This is a genomic window from Limobrevibacterium gyesilva (assembly GCF_025989185.1).
Lineage (GTDB): Bacteria > Pseudomonadota > Alphaproteobacteria > Acetobacterales > Acetobacteraceae > Limobrevibacterium > Limobrevibacterium gyesilva.
This window is the reverse complement of the sequence record NZ_JAPDNT010000018.1, coordinates 64,447-82,387: the sequence shown is the minus strand read 5'-3', so window position 1 is coordinate 82,387 and position 17,941 is coordinate 64,447. Positions and strand designations below refer to the sequence as shown.

The window sequence follows — 17,941 nt, the reverse complement described above, 5'->3', positions numbered from 1 at the left end:
GGCAATCAGCTCATTCGGCACGAGCGCGAGGATGGATTTCAAGGATGACCGACATTGTTTCAGGTGGCGAGGTCATCTCTGTCGACGATTCGCTGAACCAGTACAAGCGAAACTGCACCGAAAATGCGGAAGAGCCTTACGGTGACCCCTGTAAGGTCAACCGAGTCAATGGCCTAACGCGCCGATCGGCAGCGTGACCCCACGCCGAATGACAGCCATGGGCGGCGCAAGCTGTTCGATTTGGCGCAACTCGCGCGTGCGCCGCTTGCGGCCGAGGCGGTGCGGCGCATCGACGCGATCTTTGATGCCGAGCGCATCATCAACGGCCTACCGGCAGAACAGCGCGTGGCCGTACGGCAGGCCCACGTGGCGCCGCTGGTGAGGGAGCTGGAAAGCTGGATGCGGGCTGCCCGGGCCAGGATGTCCCGCCACGCCGACGTCGGCCGCGCGATGGACTACATGCTCAAGCGCTGGGACACGTTCAGTCGGTTCCTGGGCGATGGACGGATTTGCCTGACGAACAACGCGGCCGAGCGGGCACTGCGCGGCGTGGCCCTGGGCCGCAAAGCGTGGCTGTTTGCAGGCTCCGACCGTGGCGGTGAACGGGCCGCGGCGATGTACTCGCTCATCGTCACTGCCCAGCTGAACGGCGTCGATCCCCGCGCTTGGCTGGCCGACGTCCTGCGCCGTATCGCAGACCACCCCGCGTCGCGTCTGCATGAGTTGCTACCGTGGAACTGGCGATCTCTCGACCAAACCAACGCCGCAGCAGCATAACCAACCCGTCTCCGCGGCCCTCGTCGGATGGATACGCTGAACCAACCACATTACCCAACGCAAGGCGCCATGGCCGGACGCTTACGCTGCGAGCGATGGGCTACCGCAAGCTGTCGGCGCGACCGCGGCATCACGCCCAGGGGGGCTGTCGAGGCGTTCAAAAAAACTGGCCTGCGACTGTGGCTGCGATCGCACGCCGGCACGGTGTCGAGGCCACCGACATAGAGGTCTGGTTCGCCGACGAAGCCAGGATCGGCCAGAAGAACAAGATCACCCGCCGCTGGGCCAAGCGGGGCAGCCGGCCCGCGGCGCCGTCCGACCAGCGCACCGCCTCCACCTACATCTTCGGCGCCATCTGCCCGAAAGACGGCAAGGCGGTTGGCCTGGTGCTGCCCCGCTGCAACACGGCGGCGATGAGCCTGCATCTCGCCGCCGTCGCCGCTGACGTGGCGCCCGGCCGCCTTGCCGTCGTGCTGCTCGACCAGGCCGGCTGGCGCCTGTCAAACCGGCTTGTGGTGCCGGACAACATCATTCTGGTATCGCTGCCGGCGAAGTGCCCGGAGCTGAACGCGCAGGAGAACGTCTGGCGGTTCATGCGCGACAACTGGCTCTCCAATCGCATCTTCACCAGCGCCGACGACGCCGTCGATCACTGCTGCGACGCCTGGAAGAAACTCGAAGCTCAGCCATGGACCATCATGTCCATCGGATTGCGAGAATGGGCACATCGGTTCTGATCAGCGAGTCTTGGTATGAGACGATCCGGGCAGTAAGAGCCAGAAAATTTGTCTCTTGGGCTTCGTCGCTCATTGAACACCTACAGGTTGTTACTTTCATTAATCCGGCTTTCCCAGTCTGGGCAATACCGGCGTGGAATAGAATTGTGCTTCGGCTCGCCGAGCGCGCCCGCCGGGCGGGCCAGGCTCTACGCGCTGCGCGCACCGGGCCGCGATAGAGCGTCCCGGCCCTCGCGGGCGACGATCCTTCGCGCGAAGGCGTCATTTGGCTGCAGACGCGGCCCGACCGGGCTTTGCCCTGCTTGGGGGTGACCTCCCCCGGCGCGCTCCAAGGGCCTTCCGCCCCAGCTTCCTCCGCCTCCGCTATAGGGCGCTCCGGCTCCGTGCAGCCGGGTCCCCCGCCAAGTCCCTTTGCCTACATGCCTTATTGGCGGCAATTGCCCGCGTGACAAACCTTACTTGAGGTTTTCTAGCTCCCTTTCCCGCCGCTGGCGTTCTCGCTCGCAGGAATCAGCACCGCGATAGAAGGTCAGCAAGGATACGAGGTTGCCCGGCATGGGCGTATCGACCCGGACCGCAATGGGCTTTCCCGTTTCGTCGGACTGAAGGACATGGACGGTGTCTTCCTTGCCGTTGGCGCGATCGAACCTGATCGCGTCAGCTGGCGACGACGGCGTTGAGGCCTGGACGCATTCCCACGCGCGGGTCATGAGATACCAGGTCTGGGACATCCGTTCTTCGTATTTGGCAGTCGCTATCGCTATCGCGCTGGCCCGGTCGGCGAGAATCTTGACCGTGTCATAGCCCACCTTCGTGCTCTGCTCCGGCGTGATGTAATTCCCATCGACGAGAAACAGTGCCAGCGCCTCCGGAAACGGGACACGCAGCTCCTGATCTCTTGGGCACATCGGGTATCCGGTCTTAGGCCAAACCCTCTTGTCAATCGCGCAGATCGTAATCGAGAACATTTCCGGGTAGGCGACATAGCCGCCGAGCATAGCGCGCCAGGCTGAATCCAACTCACCTACGAGTGCCTTCTGGGCGACCCAGCCCGCCAGGAAGCCATTCGGCTCATTGCGTGGGCCTACGCCGTAATCCTGCTCCATCTTCCGCAACCGCTCCCGAAGCAACGGACGATAGCGAGGATCGCGTGTCACATCCTCGATGGCGCTGCCTGCCAACCTCTCGATCCGGTTGGGCGGGAACGATCCAGCATACGACGAAAAGTGGTAGTTGAAGCTCCCGTCGGTGCTCACCAGCACCGAATAGCCGTCTCCGACTGGGTCCAGATATTCGTAACCGAAATCGCCGTCCTCTTGACCAACCACGATGGGCAGCCAGCTGCCGTCAGCCTGCTGGGTGATGGCGGCAGTCAGGGTGCAGCAATGGGCACCGCCGCTGTAGGTTGTCACGACCACCTGCGGCTGGCTGGTCGAGGGGTCCAGTCTGCGAATAGCGATCCTCAGTGAAAGAGAGTCGATGGCGGTTTGCCCATCGAGCAGGCCAAGCGCGGCGGCGTAAGTTTCCTTTGCAGCCACCCGTAGCCGCAGCATGATTGCGCGACAGCTCGGTAGCGCGGGTGGCGCTTCGCCGATGCCCAGGAGCCCTCCCTTGGGGTTCTGGCATACCGATGGGTCGGAACTGGTTTCAGTCTGCAGCGTGGCTTCGAGGTCGCCGCTGGCGATCCTCGCCGGGGGGCCCTTGTATTCGACTGGAACGACAGCCGCAGCGCTCTTCCGCGTCGGCGTTGCTTGGGCTGCCGGAGCAGGTCCAGCTAGCAGGGCAGATGCGTCCGCCTGGCCGATGAACCCCGTAACCGGTCGGCCTGCCTTTTGCTGCCATGACGAGATAGCCGTGCGGGTCGCTGTCCCGAAGACGCCATCTATCAGCGCCTCAGCGGGTAGAAGCCCAAGCTCCTGCAGCTTGCGTTGTGCCGCGATGTTTTCTCCAGGCGAGCGGTTGGCTTCGTCCGCCGCCGGACCTCGGAGCAGAGATAGCCACACCGTCCTCTGCCGATCATAGCGCATGGCGATGCACGTTGCCGCGCCGGGCGGCAGTGGCATGGCTGACTGGTCGCGGTTTTGGTCAACGGGCGGTAGCCCGCATGCTTGCCGAGTAGCGACCAGGAAGGAGAGCATTTCGGACCGCAGGGTATTCTGACCAGCCTGTCCCACCTGCGACCGGAGCGCGTAGTCGGTTTGGACCATCCGTATATCGGCAGCTGCGAGGCCAGGGTCGGCACACGCGAGCGATGCCCCTGCGTCGCGCGGCGCCGGCACGCACGGGAAGCTTGGTCCAACGGTCTGCGCGGAGGCGGACATCGCGACCAGGGCAAGCAAGGTCCCTACGAGGAGCATCCACCAGTGAGAGCACCCCGATCGGTATGACCGCATGCCTCCCAATTTACCTCCGACGGTCCACTTTTCACGCACTCCTGCGCCCCCCGCTGAAGCGCCAAGCGTAATCGGCTATGTCATGTGATTCAATTCGCGGTTGAACGGAACCCAACGGCCCGGCCACCGCGCGCCGCTCCGGCCTGCCGATATTCGCCCTTTCGGTGACGCTTGCGGCTTGGTCACCGGGCCACGGCGGTGACAGACCGCTATCGAGAGCCGTCGCTGTTCGAGCAATTGACGAGCGGGTAAGCTGTCAAGCGACATGGCGTGCCGCGAGTCGGCGTAGGAGCCCATCGCAATGGAGATGATGGAAGTCGGCCTTAAGGACCGACTTTGGCACGCGATGCGTCAGGACCTTCAACGCTTTATGCCCGCGTTGGGTGGCACGAGTCTGCTCATGTGTTGCGCTTGTGGCCGGTTGCTAACGCAGGAGCAGTTCAGCCTGGAGCACGTCATTTCCCAGCGGGCACTTGCGGACGACCCGGAGGAGATAAAGAAGAAGATCACCAAAAACGAGCGTGCCGGAACTTTGCTCTTGTGCAGAGCCCCTCTCAAAATTAGGGGCAAGGTCGTCTATGCAAACGGCTGCAATAGTTGGAAGGGGAAGTTCTACGATCGCCCGCTCAGAGAGATTTTGAATGGACGAGCTGTATCGGGCCAAAACAGGCGCCTTCTTGCTGTCCATTCGATTGCGGTAATGGCAGTTGCATATCTCGGCATGGTGGCCCGTTATGGGTATCAAGCTGTTCTGACTCAGAGCGGATTGCCGATGCGTCAGCAGTTTTTTATTCCAGGGAGATTTCACCGCGACATGCCGATCAGGTGCCAGATCGCTCTGATTGGCGTGCCTCCCACAGGATATGATGAGGAGCATGCTGAGTTTTGGACCAATCCAATGTCATTCGAGTATGACGCCGGAATTTGCCGGGTTGGGTTCAGAAACGTGGTTACTACCCTGCCCTGTTCTCGTGATCCCGAGGTCCCGATCGCCAGGCATCTTCCCATAAAGCCTGCCCGATATACCCTCCGGCCGGACTTCCGTACCGCCTTCGAGTGATCGCCGAAAACAGACTCGACTCCGCAAGTCGTTCTTTATACGTTTCTCTCACGGAGCAAGGTGGTCATTTCCCTGATCGACGCCCGAATGCGATCGACGAAGAGGTCGTACAGGCACTTCGCGTAGCTATCGCACATGGTGGCAGGCTGCCTCGGCTGGCTGAGTTATATCTGGGCAGTGTCCGCGCTGAGCATGTCGTTGAGCAGCTCCGCATGGCAGACCTGGAGGTGGTCCACCAAGCTAGGCTACCGCTCCGTGACTGATGCCGCAGCCGGGAGAGCCACCAAGTGCAAGACTGATGTGCCGCTGAACGTCGGCCAGCCGGTTGCTACGACGTGCATGTGGCACCGCAACCCAGGGAAGCTGCTCGCCGAAGACCTTACGCGGGCAGGAGTTGGTGCCGCAGCGGAAGCGCCGCACGGACAAGGCAATGATCACCTGCCGACCCTGCCAGGGAAGATCCGCAAGCTTGCGTCGGTATCGACTGTGAACACGACGAGAGCTCTGCTGGCAAAGAGGGCAGACGGCCGATTCGGCCCGCGGGACAGCAGTGATGGTGATCCGATCGGCTTCGGGACAAACTCGATCGGCAATCAGCTCATTCGGCACGAGCGCGAGGATGGATTTCAAGGATGACCGACATTGTTTCAGGTGGCGAGGTCATCTCTGTCGACGATTCGCTGAACCAGTACAAGCGAAACTGCACCGAAAGTGCGGAAGAGCCCCGGTTCGGCGCCGGTTCACAGTCAGACCTTTGACCGCCTCCATGCACGGCCGATCTTCGGCGATCGCCTGGATCGACAAGACCACCATGGTCGAGGCCAGAACAACATCCAGGAGTTTCCTATATATCGGTTTCCTCGACTTCATTGGTGACGTGTTGAGGCAGGCGCACCGTGACGCGCTGCCTGACCGTCCTTGCGCGCGCGACTCCGAAGTCTTTCACGGCGGCGTAGATCGCGGGGATAACGAGCAGCGTCAGGATGGCCGAGGAGATCATGCCGCCCACCATCGGCACGGCGATTCGCCGCATGAGCTCGGAGCCGGTCCCGGTGCTCCACAGGATGGGCAGCAACCCGGCCATGATCGCGGTCACCGTCATCATCTTCGGCCGGACGCGTTCCACGGCACCCGACATGACCGCCGAACGGATATCCGCCCGCGTAAGCGACCGGTCCTCGCGCTCGCAGGCAAGCCGCGTCTCCGCGAGCGCCTGATCGAGGTAGATCAGCATGATCACGCCGGTTTCGGCGGCGACTCCAGCCAACGCGATGAAGCCGACGGCGACGGCGACGCTCATGTTGAACTGCATGAAATACATCAGCCAGATGCCGCCGACCAACGCGAACGGCACCGACAGCATGACGATCAGCGTCTCGGTCAGCCGTCCAAAGTTCAGATAGAGCAGCACGAAGATGATGAGCAGCGTCACTGGCACCACGATCGTCAGCCTGGCCTGGGCACGCTGCATGTATTCGAACTGCCCGCTCCACGCGATGTGGTAGCCCGCGGGAAGCTGCACCTCGCTCTCCACCGCACGCCTGGCATCGGCGACATAACTGCCGATATCCCGGTCATGCATGTCGACATAAACGTAGTTGACCAGCTGGGCGTTCTCGGTCCGGATGCTGGGCGGCCCTTGCGTGAGCCGGACGGACGCCAGCTGGCCGAGCGGGATGGCGGCGCCTTGCATGTTCTGCACCAGGACCTGCCGTGCTATCTCTTGCAGGTCACTCCGCAGTCCACGCGGATAGCGCACATTGACCGTGTAGCGCGCCCTCCCCTCGACCGTTGTGGTGACTGGCTCGCCCCCGAGTGCCGTCGTGATCGTCTCCTGCAGGTCACCCACGGTGAGGCCGTAGCGGGCGAGAGCCAGCCGGTTCGGCTCGATCTCCAGATAGTAGCCGCCCTCGGCACGCTCCGCGTAGGCACTGCTGGTGCCCGGGACCTTGCGCACGGCCGCCTCGATCTGCCGGGAGAGTTGATCTATTCCGGCAAGGTCTGGCCCGTAGACCTTGATGCCGACCGGCGTGCGGATGCCCGTTGAGAGCATGTCGGTTCGGGCCTTGATCGGCATGGTCCAGGCGTTGCTGACGCCGGGCATCTGCAGCGCGCTGTTCATCTCGGAGATGAGCGAGTCGACGGTGACGCCAGGCCGCCATTCCGGCTCGGGCTTCAGGTTGATGAGGGTCTCGAACATCTCGGTCGGCGCGGGGTCGGTCGCGGTCGCAGCGCGGCCCGCCTTGCCGAAAACGCTCGCCACCTCGGGGAAGCCTTTGATGATCTTGTCCTGGGTCTGCAGCAGTTCCGCTGCCTTTGTGATGGACAGCCCGGGAAGACTTACCGGCATGTACATCAGCGTCCCTTCGTTGAGGGTCGGCATGAACTCGCTGCCGAGCCGCATCAGCGGCCAGGTGGTGACGCCGAGCGCCAGAACCGCCAGCAGGATCGTGAACGTCTTGGCCCGGAGCACGCAAGCGATGAGCGGGCGGTACAGCCAGATCAGGGCCCGGTTCACCGGGTTCTTATGCTCCGGCAGGATGCGGCCGCGGATGAACAGCATCATCAGCACCGGCACCAGGGTCACCGACAGCAGCGCACCCCCCGCCATCGCGAAGGTCTTGGTGAAGGCGAGCGGCTTGAACATCCGGCCTTCCTGGTCCTCCAGGGTGAACACCGGCAGGAAGGAGACGGTGATCACCGCCAGGCTGAAGAACAGCGACGGCCCCACCTCGACCGCGGCCGCGGTGAGAACCTTGAGTCGCGACGATCCGGGCGGCGCCCGTTCAAGATGCTTGTGCGCGTTCTCGATCATCACGATCGCCGCATCGACCATGGCCCCCAGAGCGATGGCGATGCCGCCCAGGCTCATGATGTTCGAGCTGAACCCTAGAGCATGCAGAAGCACCACCGCGATGAGGATGCCGACCGGCAGCATGAGGATCGCGACGAGGGCGCTCCGCAGATGGAGCAAAAAGACGACGCAGACCAGCGCGACGATGACGCTCTCCTCAAGGAGCGTGTGCTTGAGGGTCTCAATGGCGCGCTCGATGAGCCCCGCGCGGTCATAGACAGGGCTGATCGTCACGCCCTGCGGCAGGCTGCCGGTGATTTCGGCTATCTTCTTCCTGACGCTGTGGATGACGGTGAGGGCGTTCTGCCCCTGGCGTTGCAGGGCGATGCCACTCACCACCTCCCCCTCGCCGTTCATTTCGGCAACGCCGCGCCGCTCCGCCGGGCCGAGTTCGACGCGGGCCACGTCGCGCAGCAGCACGGGGGTGCCGCCCTGCATCGCCAGCACGATCTGCTCGATGTCCTGGACGCCGCGAAGATATCCATGCCCGCGGACCATATATTCCGTCTCGGACATCTCGATCGAGCGACCGCCGACATCGCGGTTGCTGGCGCGGATGGCGTCGGTGACCTTCGAGAGCGGGATACCATAGGCCTGCAGCTTCTGGGGATCGACGACGACCTGGTATTGCTGAACAAAGCCGCCGACGCTGGCCACCTCGGCCACCCCGTCCGCCTTGGCAAGCTGATAGCGTACGAACCAGTCCTGGATGGATCGCAACTCCGCCAGCGTGCGCTGCGCTCCGGTGATGACGTACTGGTACACCCATCCCACGCCGGTGGCGTCGGGCCCGAGCGACGGTGTCACGCCCGCGGGAAGACGGTTCGCCACGGTGTTCAGGTATTCGAGGACGCGGCTCCGCGCCCAGTAGAGGTCGGTGCCATCCTCGAAAATGACGTAGACAAAGGACGAGCCGAAGAACGAGAAGCCACGCACTGTCCTGGAGCGCGGGACGGTCAGCAATGCCGTGGTCAGCGGATAGGTCACCTGATCCTCGACCACCTGCGGTGCCTGGCCCGGATAGTCAGTGTAGACGATGACCTGGGTATCCGAGAGGTCGGGGATTGCGTCGAGTGGGGTGTTGCGGACGGCGTAGACACCGGCGCCGATGACGAACAGGGTCGCAAGCAGCACCAGGACCGGATTGGCCGCCGACCAGCGAATGATGCGGGCAATCATGGCTGGCGCTCCTGCTTCGGTGCGGCGGCCAACGGTGCCGCGGGTGCAATGAAGGACTGGAGGGCGGCCCGCAAATTGCTCTCCGCATCGATGAGGAAGTTGGCTCCGACGACCACTTTCTCACCGGGCTTCAAGCCATCTCGAATTTCCACGTAACCATCGGCTCGGCGACCGACCGACACGGGACGGGGTTCGTAGCGACCCGCCGCGCGCTCGACGAGAACGACCTGCCGCGTGCCGCTATCCAGTACGGCAGAGTCCGGCACCGCCAGCACGGAGGCAGGCCCGACGGGCGCCGCAATCTCCACCGTCGCATACATGTCCGGCTTGAGAAGCTGGTCGGGATTGGGGATCTCGATGCGCACCTTGGTCGTGCGCGTCGTCGGGTTTACGGTGGGGTAGACGAAGGTGACCTTTCCGCCGAAGGACTGGTCCGGATAGGCCGCGATGCTGACCTTGCCCTCTTCACCAGGTCGCATCTGCGCCAGGTCCTGCTCAAACACATCGGCCAGAAGCCAGACCGTCGAGAGATCGGCGATGCGATAGAGCGCGTCGCCCGACGCGAAATGCATCCCCTCGATCGCGGTCTTTTCCAGGACAATGCCGTCCATCGGCGCCGCCAGGATGAGTGTCCGGCTCGCGCTGCCGGTGCGCTTCAGCCGGGCGATTTCGTCTGGCGGAAGGCCGAAGTTCCGCAGGCGGATCAGGGTGGCATCGGCGATCGAAGGACCCGCCTGTCGGGCCATGACGTATTCCTGCTCGGCCAGCGCGAGCTCGGGGCTGTACACCTCGAAGAGAGGCTGGCCGTGGCGCACGGGCTGCCCGGTGGTATTCACCACCAGCTTCTCGATCCAGCCCTCAAATCGCGGAGCCACGACCGCAAGTCGACGTTCGTCGACGGCGATCGTGCCCACGGCCCGTATGGACCGTGTCATGCTTCGATCGCTGACCACTTCCGTCCGTACCCCGAGCATCTGGACGCGGTCGGGGCCGATGGCGACGGTACCGGCCGGGACGTTTGCCTCGTCCTGATAGACGGGGACGTAGTCCATCCCCATCGAATCCTTCTTCGGCACAGGTGAGGTGTCGGGTAGCCCCATCGGGTTGCGGTAGTAGAGGACCTTGCCTGGGCCGATGACGGGCGCCGGATGCGGGTTCGATGCCGTCGTTGCCGTGGGTGCGTCGGTATCTTCATAGACTGCGACATAGTCCCGGCCCTGCGCATCCTTCCGGGGAGACGCCGAGTACGCGGGCTTGCCGGACGGATCGCGGAAATACAACGGCGTGCGCCCGGATGCCGCAGGTGCCGGTATCGATTGTGCCGCCACCATACCCACCAGCGGGAGCGGGCCGCCACCGACCCGGAAGATGCCCTCGCCAATAATTGCCGCCAAAACGACCGAGGCCGTTACGTATGGGATGCGACGACGGGTCATAGGTCTCCCCCGATCAACCGCTCGATCGCCGCGAGCTGGCGTTGGACGTCGATGTCGGCGGTGAGAAGCTGCAAGCGGAGGTCCGCCAGGTCGTGCTCGGACTGGAGCACCATCGCCAGATCGGTCTTGCCGAAGGCGTATTCTGTCGTGCCGGACCGAAGCACCGCCTCGCTCTGCGGCAGCAGCTGCCGCCGTATCAGGTCGGCTCTACGGCGGCTTCCGTCATAGGCCGCCGCTGCCTCGGCGAGGTCGCCTCGGATCTGCTGCTCCCGGGCGTCTCGCTGCAGGCGTGCAACCCCGGCCTGAGCCGCGGCCTCGCGCGTCTGTGCGGCGTGCAGACCCCATTGGAGGGGGACCTTGGCGCTGATCCAGGCCTGGTAGCCGTTCGGTCCATTGCCCGTCCGGTCAATCGCAGCCGCACCGATCGTCACGTCAGGATACCAGCTCCGCTCGGCCAGCCGCCGGTTGGCTTCGGCGCCGCTGATTACCGCCGCATCGGCGGCGAGCCCCGGATTGGACGCAAGGGCGCGATCGACCAGGCGGGCGATATCGAGCGCCCGCGCGTCGGGAAGCGGGCGCAGTCGTTGCGGTCTTGCGAGTGGCGCATCAAGCGGGCGTGCAAGCAGCGCATTCAGCTGCCCCTGGGCACCTTTCAGCGCCGCTTCGAGGCGCACGACCTCGGTCGCGACCCGGGTGTTTTCGACATCGGCCTTCAGCACTTCCTGCTGCGACCCGCGACCCAAGGCGTAGCGGTCGCGGGCGGTCTGGGCGATGCTGTGGACCGCCCGGTGAAGGCTCTCCGTTTGGCGGATTGCCTCGTAGGCCGTGTAGTACAACGCGAACGCGACCTTCATCCTTTCGATCAGCTGGCTTTCGGCATCCCGCGATTGGGCCGCCATCTGCGAAACATCCGCCGCGGCCGCCTGGCGCCGCAGATCGCGCTTTCCCCAGAGGGGAAATTCCTGCTCGACGCCGTAGATCATCTTGTTCTGTCGAGGGCCGGACAGCCGATCAATCTCGTCGGACATCACCTGCAGCTTCGGGTCAGGCAAAGACCCGGCGATGTCGACGCGTGCCTGTGCGGCCTCGACTGTGAGCGCACGGGCGGCAAGATCGGGGCTGAGCCGACGTGCAAGGACGAGCACGCCTTCCAGGGTTGCCCCGGGGGTATCTACCCCCGGGGTCTGTTGCGTGGTCATAGATGGGTGCGTGGTCGTGGACTGGCCGTAACTCGGACCTGCCAGGAGCAGGAACGTCAGACTGAACACGATGCTGGCGCAGGGCTTTCGCGCGATCCTCCCCGACGCCCCCGGCAACTGGCGTGCCATATCATTTCGCCGCCGGGAAATTGACGACGCCGGTGACGGTCTCGCTCTCACCCTGGACCTTGGCGGAGAGCGTGAGGGCCCATGTTCCGGCCATCGATGTCTCGGCCTGGAACCGGTAGAGGCCCGGCTGCTGCGCAGACCCGGCCGTGACCGGGACCGCCATCGTGGGCATCCCCTCGGGGCCCATATCGGCGCGGGTCTGGAAAATGACCGCGTCCGGCACCGGCTTGTTGTCCGCGGTGTGAACCAGGCGGACCGTCACATCCGTCTTGCCGGTCCCGGTGGGCTGAGCGCTGACGAATACGAACTTGTAGTCCCTGGCGGCGGCGAAGACTGTCGAAGCGGCGAAGCCGGTCGCAATGAGGGCGGCCGCGCCAAGCACGGTTGCGCGCAGGAGATTAGACAACATTCATCTGTCCCATTCTGTCGGCCACACGTGCCGGAGCAGCGAGCGGCTATGGTCGTCTGAGGTGCGCAGCGGAATGCCGCGTGCGCCGATGGAGTCCGCTTGATCCCCGCGCGCCAGTCCAATCGGCAGCCGCCAACGCGGCCGCGAAATACCGGAACGGGCAAGGGACGAGCGGAAAAGGCCGCGGCGCTACAGGCGGCAGCGCAAGCGGTTCCTCAGACGAGGGAGATGGGAGGTCCGATAGCGGGCTCGGGAGCAAGTCCACTGGTGGCCGGAGATGAGCTCAAATAGGTCACCTGGGACCACTCGAGCTCAGCAACCGCCAGCATCACCGGCGGTACAGGCACGCCGAGCAGTAACACACAGCCCAGGTCGACCATGCAGCCGGGCGTCATGTGCTTGCAGGGCTGCGGGGGGCCGCCGTCATCTTGCGCCATGTTCATCGTCATGGCCGACGGTGTCGCTTGGGCAATCGGTGTGATCTGCACCACCCCGGCACCGAGAAATGCACCGAGTGTGACGACTATGATCGCTTGCCTGAGAAGGCATCGTAACATGACCACAAAATACACCAGAGAGTCCCGGTAAGCGCAAGCCGATATCCGCGAAAGCCTGGTCAGCGGACTGTGGCGCAGCCGCGTGTCAGCCACGCCTTCCAAAGCCATACTTCACCAGCGCCACGACACCGAGTACCAGCAAGATGAGGACCAGGAGCCACACGAGCCCCATCCCCCACATCATCCCGCCCATACTGCCGTCGATCAGGTTGTGCATCATGGCCCGGCTGCAGCCACCAAGGACTCAGTCGCGCTCCAGCGCAGGCGCATGGCGCCGCCACGGCTCGTTCGGGCGACTATCGCGGCCGCCACCCTGCATGCTTTGCATCATCTCGCCGCACATCCCGGCCATGTCGCCCCGGGGCATGTGGCGTCCTGTCATGCCGCTCATGCCATGGCGTCCCATCATGTTGCCGTCGCCGTTCTCGGCGAGCACGGGTACGGCGAGCGCGGCGACGCCTAGCAGCGTGGACGCCGCGAGCGGGTGCCTCGAAATCCTTGTCACCGCCGATCTCCTTCCGTTTTGCATCGTTCGCGCTTCGGTGCGGTCTTCCGGCGCCTGCGCGGCACCATCGGCCGGACCCTGCGGCTCCGCGCGGACCTTGATGGCGTCCGGCAGACGGACGCCGTGCCAGTGCACGGTCGTGTCCTCGTCCAGGCCGTTACGGACGACGGTCTGGAATGGCGCGCCCTGGCGGACCCCGAGCACGGGGCCGGGCATCGAGCCACCATAGGCCCAGACCGTGCCAGCGTGGCGGCCTTACGGGGACCTGGCCCCCTGGTCCGTTGCGTCGCGCGAGCGGCCGTCGTCCCGGAACGGCTGCAGCAGCATGCGGTCAAGCCGCAGCTCGCCCGGGTCGCGGAAGCGGTCGATGCCGAGCGTCATGCGCTCATGGCCCGCCTCGGGCTGGGCGCGGTAGGTGCCGAACAGGCGGTCCCAGCAGGGCAGGTTGAATCCGAAGTTGCTGTCCGTCTCCCGGCGCAGGATGGAGTGGTGGACCCGGTGCATCTCCGGGGTGACCACGATCAGGCGCAGGATGCGGTCCACCCATTCCGGCAGACGGACGTTGCCGTGGTTGAACATGGAGGTGGCGTTCAGCAGCACCTCGAAGGCGAGCACGGCCAGCGGCGGCGCGCCGAGGGCGAGGACCACGGCGGACTTGATGGCCATGGACAGCACGATCTCGACGGGGTGGAAGCGCACGCCCGTGGTGACGTCGAATTCCAGGTCGGCGTGGTGCATCCGGTGCAGCCGCCACAGCACCGGCACGACGTGGAAGGCGACGTGCTGGGTGTAGATGGCGAGGTCGAGCAGCAGCACCGAGAGGGGCACCGCGGCCCAGCCCGGTGCCTGCACCAGGTTGAACAGCCCCCAGCCGCGCGCCTGCGCGAGCATCGCCACGCCCACGGCACCGGCCGGGAACAGCACACGCACCACGAGCGTGTCCACGACGACGACGCCCAGGTTGCCGGGCCAGCGCGCCCGCCTGCCGATGGCCTGTGGGCGGCGGGGCGCCAGCACCTCCCAGAGCGCCATCGCAGCGAGAATGCCGACAAAGGCCGCCAGGCGGACCACGGGCTCGGCGGGAAAGGCACTATCCGGCAATCAGCCGTCCTCCTTGCGATCATGGCGGCACGCCTGCCCGTGACATGGGGAAGCGCTTGCGCTCGAACCAGCCGATTCATCCGGCATGCCGCGGGAGCCGAGGTTGCGAAGCGCCTGGACGGGAGGGCATGGCACATCGGCGTAGGAACAGAACACGCAGCAATCGCCTGGCTTCGGGCGGAGCAGCGCCCCGCAGCCGGGGCACTCATAGAAGAACTGGCAGGCGTCCGTCGGCATCGTCTCGGTCTTCGCGGCGCCGCAAGCCGGGCAGGTGATGGTGGCTTCGAGAATCATCAAGATCGGCCGGTGTGGAAGCGGTGTCCGAGCAGCCGCAAGGCGTTCCCGACCACGACGACCGTGGCCCCGGTGTCGGCGAGCACGGCGGGCCAGAGCCCGGTGACCCCGGCCACCGTGGTGACCAGGAAAACGAGCTTGAGGCCGAGCGCGATGGCGACGTTCTGGCGGATGTTGGCCAGCGTCGCCCGCGACAGCCGGACGAGTGCCGCGACGTCTCCCACCCGGTTGTGCAGCATGGCCGCATCCGCCGTCTCGAGCGCGACGTCGGTGCCGCCGCCCATGGCGATGCCGACCGAGGCGGCCGCCAGCGCAGGCGCGTCGTTGATGCCGTCGCCCACCATGCCGACCGGCCCCTGCGCCTTCAACGCCCCGATCTCGCGCAGCTTGTCCTCCGGGAGGAGGCCCGCTTTCACGTCGAGTCCGAGCGCGGCGGCGACGGCTTTCCCGGTGCGAGGGTTGTCGCCGGTCAGCATGACGCTCCGCACCCCGAGGTCGCGGAGCGCCCGGATGCCCGCGGCGGCGTGCGCACGCGGCTCGTCCCGTACGGCGATGAGGCCGGTCGGCGCGCCGTCCACGGTGACGACGACGACCGTTTTTCCGTCGGCTTCCCACTCCGCAACTGCCTGCGCCGCCGCGGCGGGGAGCGGCGCCCGTTCGGCCGCGTGCGCGGGCGAGCCGACGCTGACCCGTTTGCCCGTCACGATCGCCGCGACGGCCCTGCCGGGGATGGCGCGCGACTCCTTGGCCGGACGCAGCGGGAGTCCGTCCGCCGCCGCCCGGTCCAGGATGGCGCGGGCCAGCGGATGGCTCGAGCCGTTCTCCACCGCAGCAGCGAGGCCAAGCATGGTCCGCTCGGGGCCGTCGAGCGCGCGGACATCCGTGACGCGCGGGCGCCCCTCCGTCAGGGTGCCGGTCTTGTCCCAGGCAACAATGCGGATGCGGCCGATCGCCTCCAGGGCGCCGCCGCCCTTGACCAGCAGGCCGCGCCGGGCGCCGACCGCGAGCGCGGAGGCAATCGCCGCGGGGGTCGAAAGGACCAGGGCGCAGGGGCAGGCCACAAGGAGCAGCGCCAGCCCGCGGTAGATCCACGTGAACCAGTCCGCGCCAAGGAAAAGCGGCGGCGCCACGGCGACGAGCGCCGCGACGGCGACGGCGGCGGGCGTGTAGACGGCCGAGAAGCGCTCGATGAGGCGCGCCGTCGGCGCCTTGGCTTCCTGCGCCTCTTCCACGAGGCGGATGATGCGGGCGATGGTGTTGTCCGAGGCGGGCCTGCTCACCCGGACCTGGAGCGCGCCCGAGGCGTTGACGCTCCCCGCGAACACCGGTGCGCCTTCGGCCTTCGGCACCGGCACGGACTCGCCGGTCACGGGACTCTCGTCGACCTCGGACTCGCCCTCGACCACCGCGCCATCGGCCGGAACACGGTCGCCGGGTCGGACCAGGACGACGTCGCCGACCCTGAGGCTGGCGGCGGGCACCGGCCGCGCCGTCCCGCCCTCGACCAGCAGGGCGGTCTTGGGCACCAGGGCCCCGAGCGCCTCGATGCCCGCGCGGGCCCGGCGTGCCGCGACCCCTTCCAGCAACTCCCCGATGGTGAACAGGAACACCACGACCGCCGCCTCGGAGGTCGCGCCGATCAGGATCGCGCCGACCGTCGCGATCGACATCAGCGTCTCGATGCTGAACGGTGACCCGGCGCGCGCCGCGGCCACCGCCCGGCGGCCGAAGAACGCAAGACCGAGGAGTGCGGCGAGCAGGTAGGCCCAGGCGGACAGCGACGGGACGATCGCCGAGGCGAGGAACCCGAGCGCGACCAGCGCACCCAGGACAGCCGCCAGACGGGCCTTGTCCCCCTTCCACCAGGGGCTGCCGGTGCTGGACTGGTCGTCGTCCTCGGCTCCGCGGGGCGCACCCGACTCTCCCGTGGCGATCCGCGGCGCCTCGACGGGGGCAATGCCGTAGCCGAGCCTGCGAACCTGCGCCTCGACGGCCGCCCGGGGCGTGGCGGCCTCGTCCAGCCGGAAGGCCAGGACCTGGGTATGATAGTTGACCCGGATGTCTGCGGCGCCGTCCAGCCGCCCGACCGCGGTCTCGATTTTCCCGGCGCAGCTCGGGCAGTCCATGCCCTCCACCCGGTAGCGCAGTGCCACCCGGGGCTTTGCGCCCGCGTCCGTCAGTCCGCCGTCCGCCATTGCCGCTCGTCTCCACGCAGCATGCCCCCGGATTGCGGCGGGGGCCAACGGCATCCCATATGGGGCCTGTAGCAACTATAGGGTCAAGGGCATGGCGGACGCGCTCAGCATCGGCACCCTCGCGAAGGCGACCGGCACCAAGGTCGAGACCGTCAGGTGGTACGAGCGGGTCGGCCTGCTCCCCGCGCCCGCGCGCACCCGGGGCAACTACAGGAGCTACGGACGGGCGCATCTCGACCGTCTCAGCTTCATCCGGCGCGCCCGCGACCTGGGGTTCACCCTGGCCCAGCTGCGCGGCCTGCTGCTGCTGGCCGACCAGCGCGACCGCTCCTGCGAGGAGGTCGACGCCATCGCCCGCACACACCTGGGCGAGGTCGAGCGCAAGATCGCCGACCTGCAGGCGCTCCGCCGCGAACTTGCCGACATTATCGACCGGTGCGGGCATGGGACCGTCGCCGATTGCCGCATCATCGAGGCGCTGTCGCCGCCCCCGGCGGGCGCGCGGTGACGGCGCTGGCCGTGCATTGGTTCACGGCGCTCGGGGCGATCGCGGGCTGCTCCCGCCCTGGAGGAGGGCTACGGAAGTCACGCCGGAGCGGAATGCCTCGGACAGCATGGCGTCGAGTGCGATCGGCACATGTGGCGTGTCTACGGCCGTCTGGCGACCCATTTCGGCCGTCTGCTGTCCTGACTTGGATGGCTCAGAAGGGTGGAAAGGGGCCTTCTGTTTCGTTCGGCCGATGACTGGGTCGCGCCTGGGCTGACGTTTTTCGCGTTACGAACGAACGGTTCAATTCGGCCCGAAGCGATCCTTGGCGGGGCAGCCATTTTTCAGCCATAGTGGCTGACCCCAATGAACACGGCAGAGGAACGTTTTGTGCAGCGACCGCACGTCATCGTCCTTAACGGCGTCGGCAGCGTTGGCAAAAGCTCGACGGCTCGGGCTCTTCAGACGATCACCGCCACGCCGTTCCTGCATGTAGCGATGGACGCCTTCATCGACATGCTACCGAGGGGCATGTTCGGCCACCCGGAAGGCTTGACTTTGAGACGATCCAGGACCAGGGCAAGCCGTCCATAATCATCAGGACCGGTCCTGTCATTGAGCGCGCCATG

The 17,941-nt window shown here is 66.0% G+C and carries 15 protein-coding genes and 4 pseudogenes; 7 read left to right on the top strand and 12 right to left on the bottom strand.

Annotation, left to right across the window (positions count from 1 at the left end; genetic code table 11):
* From OL599_RS17680 to OL599_RS17670, 3 genes and pseudogenes are all read left to right on the top strand, one after another.
* The coding region (locus OL599_RS17680) for a hypothetical protein (protein ID WP_264715186.1) at positions 1-197 on the top strand (197 nt) is incomplete at its 5' end.
* A gap of 16 nt (positions 198-213) precedes the next feature.
* Positions 214-777: pseudogene (tnpC, locus tag OL599_RS17675) on the top strand (IS66 family transposase); the annotation flags it as partial.
* A gap of 89 nt (positions 778-866) precedes the next feature.
* Positions 867-1,514 (top strand): annotated as a pseudogene (locus OL599_RS17670) (IS630 family transposase); the annotation flags it as partial.
* Positions 1,515-1,969: 455 nt separating this feature from the next.
* Here OL599_RS17670 and OL599_RS17665 read toward each other — a convergent pair.
* Positions 1,970-3,541 (bottom strand): peptidoglycan-binding domain-containing protein, encoded by a 1,572-nt coding sequence (locus OL599_RS17665; protein ID WP_264715185.1) that lies wholly within the window; start codon positions 3,539-3,541, stop codon positions 1,970-1,972.
* Between the two features lie 667 nt (positions 3,542-4,208).
* Here OL599_RS17665 and OL599_RS17660 point away from each other — a divergent pair.
* Positions 4,209-4,967: an HNH endonuclease gene (locus OL599_RS17660; protein WP_264715184.1), complete on the top strand. Its 759-nt coding sequence runs from the start codon at positions 4,209-4,211 to the stop codon at positions 4,965-4,967.
* Positions 4,968-5,207: 240 nt separating this feature from the next.
* On the opposite strand, the gene OL599_RS26170 is transcribed toward OL599_RS17660, so the two are convergent.
* A complete protein-coding gene (locus OL599_RS26170) occupies positions 5,208-5,576 on the bottom strand; it encodes a transposase family protein (RefSeq protein ID WP_408886955.1) in 369 nt (122 codons plus the stop codon).
* A 23-nt stretch (positions 5,577-5,599) separates the two neighbouring features.
* Here OL599_RS26170 and OL599_RS17650 point away from each other — a divergent pair, with 23 nt between their 5' ends.
* On the top strand, positions 5,600-5,725 hold the full coding sequence (locus OL599_RS17650; protein ID WP_264715182.1) for a hypothetical protein: 126 nt from the start codon (positions 5,600-5,602) through the stop codon (positions 5,723-5,725).
* 86 nt (positions 5,726-5,811) lie between these two features.
* Here OL599_RS17650 and OL599_RS17645 read toward each other — a convergent pair whose 3' ends face one another.
* From OL599_RS17645 to OL599_RS17600, 10 genes and pseudogenes are all read right to left on the bottom strand, one after another.
* Positions 5,812-9,000, bottom strand: a complete 3,189-nt coding sequence (locus OL599_RS17645; RefSeq protein WP_283949790.1) for an efflux RND transporter permease subunit — start codon at positions 8,998-9,000, stop codon at positions 5,812-5,814.
* Positions 8,997-10,436 carry an efflux RND transporter periplasmic adaptor subunit gene (locus OL599_RS17640; protein WP_264715181.1) on the bottom strand — a complete coding sequence of 480 codons (1,440 nt, stop codon included), beginning with the start codon at positions 10,434-10,436 and terminating at the stop codon, positions 8,997-8,999. The genes OL599_RS17645 and OL599_RS17640 overlap by 4 nt, the downstream gene beginning before the upstream one ends.
* Positions 10,433-11,635 carry a TolC family protein gene (locus OL599_RS17635; protein ID WP_264715180.1) on the bottom strand — a complete coding sequence of 401 codons (1,203 nt, stop codon included), beginning with the start codon at positions 11,633-11,635 and terminating at the stop codon, positions 10,433-10,435. The genes OL599_RS17640 and OL599_RS17635 overlap by 4 nt, the downstream gene beginning before the upstream one ends.
* A gap of 130 nt (positions 11,636-11,765) precedes the next feature.
* Positions 11,766-12,146, bottom strand: a complete 381-nt coding sequence (locus tag OL599_RS17630; protein WP_264715179.1) for a FixH family protein — start codon at positions 12,144-12,146, stop codon at positions 11,766-11,768.
* Between the two features lie 242 nt (positions 12,147-12,388).
* Positions 12,389-12,745: a hypothetical protein gene (locus OL599_RS17625; protein ID WP_264715178.1), complete on the bottom strand. Its 357-nt coding sequence runs from the start codon at positions 12,743-12,745 to the stop codon at positions 12,389-12,391.
* Positions 12,746-12,815: 70 nt separating this feature from the next.
* Positions 12,816-12,950: a hypothetical protein gene (locus OL599_RS17620; RefSeq protein WP_264715177.1), complete on the bottom strand. Its 135-nt coding sequence runs from the start codon at positions 12,948-12,950 to the stop codon at positions 12,816-12,818.
* A 24-nt stretch (positions 12,951-12,974) separates the two neighbouring features.
* A pseudogene (locus OL599_RS17615) lies at positions 12,975-13,466 on the bottom strand (multicopper oxidase domain-containing protein); the annotation flags it as partial.
* Between the two features lie 24 nt (positions 13,467-13,490).
* Positions 13,491-14,336, bottom strand: coding sequence for a sterol desaturase family protein (locus OL599_RS17610; protein WP_264715176.1), 846 nt, complete (start codon positions 14,334-14,336; stop codon positions 13,491-13,493).
* A gap of 114 nt (positions 14,337-14,450) precedes the next feature.
* Positions 14,451-14,630: pseudogene (locus tag OL599_RS25920) on the bottom strand (GDCCVxC domain-containing (seleno)protein); the annotation flags it as partial.
* Entirely contained in the window at positions 14,630-16,825 is a 2,196-nt protein-coding gene (locus OL599_RS17600; RefSeq protein ID WP_264715174.1) for a heavy metal translocating P-type ATPase, read from the bottom strand. The gene OL599_RS17600 and the pseudogene OL599_RS25920, both read right to left, overlap by 1 nt.
* A 91-nt stretch (positions 16,826-16,916) precedes the next feature.
* Between OL599_RS17600 and OL599_RS17595 the strand changes: the two genes are divergently transcribed.
* Entirely contained in the window at positions 16,917-17,333 is a 417-nt protein-coding gene (locus OL599_RS17595) for a MerR family transcriptional regulator (RefSeq protein ID WP_264715172.1), read from the top strand.
* Between the two features lie 345 nt (positions 17,334-17,678).
* Positions 17,679-17,906 (top strand): phosphotransferase-like protein, encoded by a 228-nt coding sequence (locus OL599_RS17590; protein WP_264715170.1) that lies wholly within the window; start codon positions 17,679-17,681, stop codon positions 17,904-17,906.
* Positions 17,907-17,941: the final 35 nt, after the last annotated feature.

Excerpts from the sequence above, each read along its gene's own strand:
- OL599_RS17665 (WP_264715185.1), bottom strand. The coding sequence starts at position 3,541 with ATGCGCTATGATCGGCAGAGGACGGTGTGGCTATCTCTGCTCCGAGGT.
- OL599_RS17660 (WP_264715184.1), top strand. The coding sequence starts at position 4,209 with ATGGAGATGATGGAAGTCGGCCTTAAGGACCGACTTTGGCACGCGATG.
- OL599_RS17650 (WP_264715182.1), top strand. The coding sequence starts at position 5,600 with ATGACCGACATTGTTTCAGGTGGCGAGGTCATCTCTGTCGACGATTCG.
- OL599_RS17645 (WP_283949790.1), bottom strand. The coding sequence starts at position 9,000 with ATGATTGCCCGCATCATTCGCTGGTCGGCGGCCAATCCGGTCCTGGTG.
- OL599_RS17640 (WP_264715181.1), bottom strand. The coding sequence starts at position 10,436 with ATGACCCGTCGTCGCATCCCATACGTAACGGCCTCGGTCGTTTTGGCG.
- OL599_RS17635 (WP_264715180.1), bottom strand. The coding sequence starts at position 11,635 with ATGACCACGCAACAGACCCCGGGGGTAGATACCCCCGGGGCAACCCTG.
- OL599_RS17620 (WP_264715177.1), bottom strand. The coding sequence starts at position 12,950 with ATGATGCACAACCTGATCGACGGCAGTATGGGCGGGATGATGTGGGGG.
- OL599_RS17600 (WP_264715174.1), bottom strand. The coding sequence starts at position 16,825 with ATGGCGGACGGCGGACTGACGGACGCGGGCGCAAAGCCCCGGGTGGCA.
- OL599_RS17595 (WP_264715172.1), top strand. The coding sequence starts at position 16,917 with ATGGCGGACGCGCTCAGCATCGGCACCCTCGCGAAGGCGACCGGCACC.
- OL599_RS17590 (WP_264715170.1), top strand. The coding sequence starts at position 17,679 with ATGAACACGGCAGAGGAACGTTTTGTGCAGCGACCGCACGTCATCGTC.